General features: G+C 58.4%; 7 protein-coding genes and 1 pseudogene. 7 read left to right on the plus strand and 1 reads right to left on the minus strand.

Going from position 1 to position 7,925, the window contains the following annotated elements; genetic code table 11:
* Positions 1-245 precede the first annotated feature (245 nt).
* The 5 genes from cyoA to cyoE are packed head-to-tail and all read left to right on the plus strand — an operon-like array spanning position 246 to position 5,055.
* Positions 246-1,199 (plus strand): ubiquinol oxidase subunit II, encoded by a 954-nt coding sequence (gene cyoA, locus AC13EY_RS04850; protein WP_482877154.1) that lies wholly within the window; start codon positions 246-248, stop codon positions 1,197-1,199.
* Positions 1,199-3,211 (plus strand): cytochrome o ubiquinol oxidase subunit I, encoded by a 2,013-nt coding sequence (gene cyoB / locus AC13EY_RS04855; protein ID WP_269687337.1) that lies wholly within the window; start codon positions 1,199-1,201, stop codon positions 3,209-3,211. Before cyoA ends, cyoB begins: the two co-directional genes overlap by 1 nt.
* 1 nt (position 3,212) lies before the next feature.
* Positions 3,213-3,830: a cytochrome o ubiquinol oxidase subunit III gene (locus tag AC13EY_RS04860; protein WP_228244886.1), complete on the plus strand. Its 618-nt coding sequence runs from the start codon at positions 3,213-3,215 to the stop codon at positions 3,828-3,830.
* Positions 3,827-4,168 carry a cytochrome o ubiquinol oxidase subunit IV gene (gene cyoD / locus AC13EY_RS04865; RefSeq protein WP_349361843.1) on the plus strand — a complete coding sequence of 114 codons (342 nt, stop codon included), beginning with the start codon at positions 3,827-3,829 and terminating at the stop codon, positions 4,166-4,168. Before AC13EY_RS04860 ends, cyoD begins: the two co-directional genes overlap by 4 nt.
* Positions 4,165-5,055 (plus strand): heme o synthase, encoded by an 891-nt coding sequence (cyoE, locus tag AC13EY_RS04870; RefSeq protein WP_233049670.1) that lies wholly within the window; start codon positions 4,165-4,167, stop codon positions 5,053-5,055. Before cyoD ends, cyoE begins: the two co-directional genes overlap by 4 nt.
* 42 nt (positions 5,056-5,097) lie before the next feature.
* Here the strand turns inward: cyoE and AC13EY_RS04875 are convergent, their stop codons facing one another.
* The gene (locus AC13EY_RS04875; protein ID WP_482877156.1) at positions 5,098-6,069 is read right to left on the minus strand and encodes an alpha/beta fold hydrolase; all 972 of its coding nucleotides are present in this window, start codon (positions 6,067-6,069) and stop codon (positions 5,098-5,100) included.
* Between the two features lie 183 nt (positions 6,070-6,252).
* Between AC13EY_RS04875 and AC13EY_RS04880 the strand changes: the two are divergent.
* Positions 6,253-6,336: pseudogene (locus tag AC13EY_RS04880) on the plus strand (GTP-binding protein); the annotation flags it as partial.
* 236 nt (positions 6,337-6,572) lie between these two features.
* The gene (locus AC13EY_RS04885; RefSeq protein ID WP_335601042.1) at positions 6,573-7,922 is read left to right on the plus strand and encodes an IS110 family RNA-guided transposase; all 1,350 of its coding nucleotides are present in this window, start codon (positions 6,573-6,575) and stop codon (positions 7,920-7,922) included.
* Positions 7,923-7,925: the final 3 nt, after the last annotated feature.

Below are 7,925 nucleotides of genomic sequence, written 5' to 3' on the forward strand. Positions count from 1 at the left end.
TCCCCACGGAAGGCGCCGCTCCCGCGGCCAGTTTGGCGATTGATGCTGTACGCCGTCTCAGTCTGCACAAAGACATTACGCTGACCCATAAAAACCACACGGCAGCACCTGACACGCTCATGCGGGAGCGTCACGGGGTGCTGGTGTGTGGGCTATTGGTCGGCTGGTGGGTGCACATCACTGGGGCCTGTTGCACCTCGTTCCCTGTCGGGCGCGAGGGCCTGTTCAACGACTAAGGCTGCAACATGAACCCGAAGCAGATAACTTCACTCCTGAAACGGCTCGCCTGGTTGCCGCTGCTGATGCTCGGCGGCTGCAAAATGGTGTTGCTGGACCCGAAAGGGCAGGTCGGCGTCGACGAAAAGTCGCTGATCATCACCGCCACGCTGCTGATGCTGATCGTGGTCATTCCGGTCATCGTGATGACCCTTGTGTTTGCCTGGAAGTACCGTGCAAGCAACACCAAGGCGACCTATCGACCCAACTGGTCCCACTCCACCGCGATTGAACTGGTGGTCTGGATCATCCCCTGCGTAATTGTCGCCATCCTCGGCACCATCACCTGGAAGACCACCCATGAGTTGGACCCCTACCGCCCGCTGGACTCGGACGTAAAGCCGATCGAAGTGCAGGTGGTGTCGCTGGACTGGAAATGGCTGTTCATCTATCCGGAACAGGGCATCGCCACCGTCAACGAACTGGCCTTCCCGGTCGACACCCCCGTCAACTTCAAGATCACCTCCCAGTCGGCGATGAACTCGTTCTTCATTCCGGCGCTGGGTAGCCAGATCTACTCCATGGCCGGCATGCAGACCAAGCTGCACCTGATCGCCAACCATGAAGGCAGTTACGACGGGTTCTCCGCCAACCTCAGTGGCGAAGGCTTCTCCGACATGAAGTTCCAGGCCATCGCTACCGATGAGCAGGGCTTTAACGACTGGGTCAGTCAGGTCAAGGCCAACAGCGAGACGCTGGATCTGGACAGCTATCCGGCGCTGGCAGCGCCGAGCAAGGCCGATCCGGTCCGCTACTACGGCAGCGTCAGCCCGATCCTGTACGACACCATCCTCATGCAATACCACAACGGCGGTAAGCACGCGGCCGGCCACGGAGACCACACCGGTCACGCAGGCCATGAGGCCCATGCAGGCGCCGAAATGGCTGGCATGCCCATGAATGCTGCCGAGGAGACCCACTGATGTTTGGCAAGCTGACACTCGAGGCCGTGCCGTTTCACGAGCCCATTATCATGATCACCCTGGCGGTCGTTGCGATTGCCGGTCTGGGGATCTTTGGCGCCATCACCTACTACCGCAAGTGGGGCTACCTGTGGACCGAGTGGCTGACTTCGGTTGACCACAAGAAAATCGGTGTGATGTACATCCTGGTTGCCCTGATCATGCTGCTGCGCGGTTTTGCCGACGCCATCATGATGCGCGGCCAGCTGGCGATTGCCGAAGGCGCTTCGCAGGGCTACCTGCCGCCCGAGCACTACGACCAGATCTTCACCGCGCACGGCGTAATCATGATCATCTTCATGGCCATGCCGTTCATGGTTGGTCTGATGAACATTGCGGTGCCGCTGCAGATTGGCGCCCGTGACGTTGCCTTCCCGTTCCTCAACTCGTTGAGCTTCTGGCTGTTCGTGGCCGGTGCCATTCTGGTCAACGTGTCGCTGGGGGTAGGGGAGTTCGCCCGCACCGGTTGGGTGGCCTACCCGCCGCTGGCCGAGCTGGGCTACAGCCCGGGCGTGGGGGTCGACTATTACATCTGGGCGCTGCAGTTATCGGGGTTAGGGACGCTGCTTACCGGCGTCAACTTCCTGGTGACCGTGTTCAAGATGCGCGCACCCGGCATGACGCTGATGAAGATGCCGGTATTCACCTGGACCTGCACCTTCACCAACATCCTGATCATTGCGTCCTTCCCGATTTTGACCGCCACCCTGGCGCTGCTGAGTCTGGACCGTTATCTGGACATGCACTTTTTCACCAACGAGCTTGGCGGCAACGCCATGATGTACATCAACCTGTTCTGGGCCTGGGGTCACCCCGAGGTGTACATCCTCATCCTGCCGGCGTTCGGTATCTTCTCTGAGGTGATTTCGACCTTCTCCGGCAAGAAACTGTTCGGCTACACCTCGATGATCTGGGCCAGCGGAGCGATCACCGTACTGGGCTTCGTGGTCTGGCTGCATCACTTCTTCACCATGGGCTCGGGTGCCAACGTCAACGCGTTCTTCGGCGTGGCCACCATGATCATTTCGGTGCCGACCGGGGTGAAGCTGTTCAACTGGCTGTTCACCATGTTTCGCGGCCGCGTGCAGTTCACCACGCCGGTGCTGTGGACCCTGGGCTTTATGGTGACCTTCACCGTGGGCGGCATGACCGGCGTTCTGCTGGCCGTACCGGGTGCTGACTACGTACTGCACAACAGCCTGTTCCTGATTGCCCACTTCCACAACACCATCATCGGTGGTGCGGTGTTCGGCTATCTGGCCGGCTTTACCTTCTGGTTCCCGAAGGCTTTCGGTTTCAAACTGGATGAGCGTCTGGGCAAGGGGGCCTTCTGGTGCTGGATCACCGGCTTCTTCGTCGCCTTTATGCCGCTCTATGTGTTGGGCTTCATGGGCATGACGCGCCGCCTGAACCACTACGACAACCCGATGTGGCAGCCGTACCTGATCGTTGCCTTCTTCGGTGCCGGCCTGATTCTGTGCGGCATTCTGTTCCAGCTGGCACAGCTGGTGGTCAGTCTGCGCAACCGTGAATCGCTGCGTGACGTGACCGGTGACCCGTGGGGCGGTCGTACCCTGGAATGGTCAACCAGTTCGCCGCCGCCGTTCTACAACTTCGCGGTTACGCCGACCGTGCGTGCACTGGATGCCTTCCAGGACATGAAAGAGCGTGGCGAAGCCTATCTGCGCCCTGATCATTACGCGCCGATCCACATGCCGAAGAACACCTCGGCCGGCCTGATCATCGGTCTGCTGGGTGCGGTATTCGGTTTTGCGCTGGTCTGGCACATCTGGTGGCTGGGCGCGGTCAGCTTCATCGGCATGATCGCTACCTTCATCGCGCGCAGCTACAACGAAGACGTCGACTACTACGTGCAGCCTGACGAAGTAGAGCGCATCGAGAACCTGCATCACGCCAACTTTGAAGCGCCGCGTCAGGCGCTGAACACTCAACCCGTTGCGGAGCAGATCTGACATGTCGAGCACTGTAATGCACTCCAACCACGCCGTGGCGCATGACGACCACGCGCACCACGACACTGGCGGCAACACCGTATTCGGCTTCTGGCTGTACCTGATGACCGACTGCATTCTGTTCGCTTGTGTGTTCGCCACCTACGCCGTGCTGGTCAACCACACGGCCGGTGGCCCCAGCGGCAAGGACATCTTCGAGCTGCCCTATGTGCTGGGTGAAACCGCGCTGCTGCTGGTCAGTAGCTGCACCTACGGCTTTGCCATGATCGCAGCGCACCGCGGCTTCAAGGGCCAGACGCTGGCGTGGCTGGCGGCGACCTTTGTGCTGGGCGCGGGGTTTATCGGGATGGAACTCAACGAATTCCACCACCTGATTGCCGAAGGCTTTGGCCCGGACAAAAGCGCGTTCCTGTCGTCCTTCTTCACCCTGGTCGGCATGCACGGTCTGCACGTGACCGCCGGTCTGGTGTGGATGATCGTCATGATGCTGCAGGTCAGCCGGCGCGGTCTGACCGACCGTAACAACACACGCCTGATGTGCCTGAGCCTGTTCTGGCACTTCCTGGACATCGTCTGGATCTGCGTGTTCACCATTGTCTATCTGATGGGGACTATCTGATGAGTCATGCGCATTCCGACGCCGGTGCCGGCCACGGCAGCTACGGCTCTTACGCTATCGGTTTCATCCTGTCGGTGATCCTCACTGCCATCCCGTTCGCGATGGTGATGAGTGGGCAGTTCAGCCAGAGCGTCAACCTGATCAGCATGCTGACCATGGGTGTGATTCAGGTCGTGGTGCATCTGGTGTGCTTCCTGCACATGAACACCTCGTCCGAGGGCCGCTGGAATCTGGTGGCCTTCCTGTTCACCGTGCTGATCATCGTCATGCTGGTAGGTCTGGCCATCTGGATCATGGTCAACGCCGACATGCTGATGATGCCCTGGATGTTCCAGTGAAACTCAAACGCTACCTGCTGGTCACCAAGCCGGGCATAATCTTTGGCAACCTGATTGCGGTGGCGGGGGGGTACTTCCTCGCCGCCCAGGGGCAGATCGATCTCGGTCTGCTGCTGGCTACCGTGATCGGGCTGTCGCTGGTGGTTGCCAGCGGCTGTGTGATGAACAACTGCATCGACCGCGACATTGATCGGCATATGCAGCGCACGCGGGGCAGGGTGCTGGTCACCGGTCAGATCTCGCTGCCGGCGGCGCTGGCGCACGGTGTGGTGCTGGGCCTGGCCGGTTTCGGTCTGCTGTGGTGGTACACCACACCGGTGGCCACGGCGCTGGCGGCCTTCGGCTTCTTTATCTATGTGGGCGTGTACAGCCTCTGGATGAAGCGTCGTTCGGTATACGGCACGCTGGTCGGCAGCCTGTCAGGCGCCATGCCGCCGGTGGTGGGCTACTGCGCCGTGACTGGTCAGTTCGATACCGGCGCCGCGCTGTTGCTGCTGATCTTCTGTCTGTGGCAGATGCCGCACTCGTACGCGATTGCGATCTTCCGCTTTGATGACTACAGCGCAGCCGGCATCCCGGTACTGCCGGTCAAAGAGGGTATTCGGGTCACCAAACAGCACATCGTCTGGTACATCCTCGCCTTTGCGGCGGCAGCACTGATGCTGACGCTGTCCGGGTTTGCCGGCTACGGTTATCTAGTCATCGCGCTGCTGGTCAGCATCTGGTGGCTGGTGATTGCGCTGTCCGGTTACCGCGAAGAGGTGGATGATCGGTTGTGGGCACGCAAGCTGTTCGGCTTCTCGATCATCGCCATCACCGCGCTGAGTCTGATGATGTCGATCGACTTTCGGGTCATGCCATCGCCAACGCTGTTTGCCGGTCTTTGATTGAATGCGCCTGAGCTTAATGCTCAGGCGCATTTCCCCGCCTTAAGGCTGCTGGAGAAAGCGCAGCATCGCCTCATTCACAGCCTCGGGCGCCTCATTCTGAAGCCAGTGGCCAATCTTCGGCAGCAACTCAATCTGCAGGCTGGGTATACGTTTTCCCATCATCGCACGCAACGCGGGCTCATCGGCGCCCTGAATAACGCTGTCGGCCTCTCCGGCAATAAATAGCACCGGGCAGGTTATCTTGCTCTCACGCAATGGCAGCAAGCGGCGCCAGTTCTCATCCAGATTGCGGTAGTAGTTGATACCGCCGGCAAACCCACTATGCCGATAGGCATTCAGACAGTAAGCGAGCATCTCGTCGGTGAGCCAGGCAGGTTGCTCCTTCGGTACACCCAGGCGGCCAATCCAGCCACCGCCTTCGGAAAGCGACTTGCCCAGCAGAGGAGGGTGGCGCGGGGTCTCCGGTGAGCAGTAGAGTGCGCGCAAAATGCCTTCCGGGTCAGCGTCAAACTCGGCTTCGGCAACACCCGGGTCCTGAAAGTAGATCTGATAGAAGAACTGATCTTTGAAATAGCCGCGCAAAAACTCGATTGGCGGGACGTCAGCAACCGGGCGCAGTGGTACGCTCATAATGATCAGCCGCGCAACGCATTCGGGGTGCAACTGCACAAACTGCCAGCTGTTGATCGCACCCCAGTCGTGGCCGATCAACAATACCGGCGCGTCCGGGCTGTAGTGCGCGACCAGTGCTTGCATAAAGCCGGCAATGCGGGTGACGTTGTAATCATCAATTTGCGCTAGCGCCTCGGTTTCGCCGAAGCCGGGCATGTCAGGGGCGACCGCGGTGTAGCCCGCATTGGCCAGCGCTACCATCTGCTGTCGCCAGGAGTACCAGCACTCAGGCCAGCCGTGAATAAACAGTGCAACTGGGCCGGTTCCCACCCGAGCTATGCGGGTGCTCAGTCCGCTGATCTGTTGTTGTTCGAAGCGGATATCGTCCAGGCAGTACATTGTTCGTCCTTATATGGGGTAGGGCATGCAGTTTGAATACCTCCTAACCTGCCAGACAATCAAGCAAGACCGCGATGTTACATGCCGACGTATTCAACGCCTTGATGCCCAGGCTGACTGGTGCGTGACTTTTTTGAAATAAATGTTATGTTATAACCAGTGTTAAAATCCGAGATTAACGTCATGCCTGAAAACCTACCTGTCACTGTCCTGTCCGGCTTCCTGGGTGCTGGAAAAAGTACCTTGCTTAACGCCATTCTAAAAAACAGCCTCCCCGGCGCTCCGCGGCCCACTAGATTAGAAACACTTCCGCTCCGCTGAGTCCCAGCTAGACTTCTTCTGCTGGACAGTGATCGTTAGCTTTTTGGAGGCTTGGTCCCCGTCAAAAAACATGATCCAGGGGAAGCTGCGGACCCGTTATTGGTGGCGCCTTTTGGCGACCCCGTTTAGGAATGTGATCTGATCCGAGTCCCCGTCCAGTACTTCTTTGCTGGAGGATTCTCATGAAGACGCTCAACTCAGTACGTAACGGTTTACCGGTCATCAATGACCGTGCAGCGGGCATAGATATCGGATCTCGCTTTCATGTCGTAGCTGTTCCAGCCGACCTTGCAGAGCAGTCCGTGCGAACATTCAGCGCATTTACAGCCGACTTGGAATGCATGGCGACATGGTTGACCGATGTCGGGATTACCACCGTGGCCATGGAGTCGACGGGGGTGTATTGGATTCCCGTCTACGAGATTCTGGAAAGCCATGGTTTGCACGTCGTGCTGGCTAATGCCCGCGATGCTCGGGCTGTTCCTGGTCGCAAGACTGACGTCAATGACGCGCAATGGATTCAGCGCCTGCATGCCTGCGGTTTGCTCCGCGCAAGTTTTCATCCCGACCGTGAAATCTCTGCTTTACGGAGCTACCTGCGCTTGAGGGAAAGGCATTTGGATTACGCTGCCGCGCATATCCAGCACATGCAGAAAGCGCTTACTCACATGAACATCCAGCTTCACCATGTAGTAGCAGATATTACCGGGGTCACTGGGATGAGGATAATCCGGGCTATTGTTGCTGGTGAGCGGAGCGAAACAGCATTGGCTGCCATGCGTGATACTCGCTGCAAGTCGAGCATTGATACTATTCAAAGCGCGTTGGTTGGCAACTATCAGCCAGAACATGTCTTTGCTCTGACCCAGGCGTTAGCCATGTACGATGCCTATCAAGCTCAGCTTGAGCTCTGCGATCAGCAAATTGCTCATAGCCTACTGCGACTGTCTCAGCAAAATGTTCCTCCTCGTGAGCCACTGCCTAAGCCCCGCCATCGCACCCGGCAGCCGAACGCGCTCAACTTTGATGTCCGAACTATGCTCTATCAGTTAGTCGGTGTGGACCTGACGCAGATTCACGGTGTTGGACCCTATTTGGCGCTGCGCTTGGTGGCGGAGTGCGGCACTGACCTGAGCCGTTGGCCAACAGCGCATCACTTCACTTCTTGGCTAACCCTGGCGCCTGGCTGTCGAATTAGCGGCGGGAAAGTGCTTTCAGCGCATACACGCAAGACCAAAAACCGAGTAACAGCGCATTTACGGTTAGCAGCAGTGACAGTCGGCAGAACCAACACAGCTTTGGGCGCTTTCTACCGGCGCTTGTCAGCGCGAATAGGCAAGGCCAAGGCGGTGACTGCCACGGCCAGAAAGATCGCCATTCTGTTTTATAATGCCATGCGCTTCGGCATGGACTACAAGGATCCTGGCGCTGATCACTATGAACAAAAATATCGGGAGCGCGTGGTGAAAGGGCTGCATCGACGTGCAGCAGAGTTTGGATTCACATTGCAGGCTGTCGAAGGTGTTTCTTAGGAA

The sequence above is a fragment of the Halopseudomonas sp. L-58 genome (assembly GCF_056859475.1).

Bases quoted from the DNA above. Each gene is read 5' to 3' on its own strand.
- cyoA (WP_482877154.1), top strand. From the start codon at position 246: ATGAACCCGAAGCAGATAACTTCACTCCTGAAACGGCTCGCCTGGTTG.
- cyoB (WP_269687337.1), top strand. From the start codon at position 1,199: ATGTTTGGCAAGCTGACACTCGAGGCCGTGCCGTTTCACGAGCCCATT.
- AC13EY_RS04860 (WP_228244886.1), top strand. From the start codon at position 3,213: ATGTCGAGCACTGTAATGCACTCCAACCACGCCGTGGCGCATGACGAC.
- AC13EY_RS04875 (WP_482877156.1), bottom strand. From the start codon at position 6,069: ATGTACTGCCTGGACGATATCCGCTTCGAACAACAACAGATCAGCGGA.
- AC13EY_RS04885 (WP_335601042.1), top strand. From the start codon at position 6,573: ATGAAGACGCTCAACTCAGTACGTAACGGTTTACCGGTCATCAATGAC.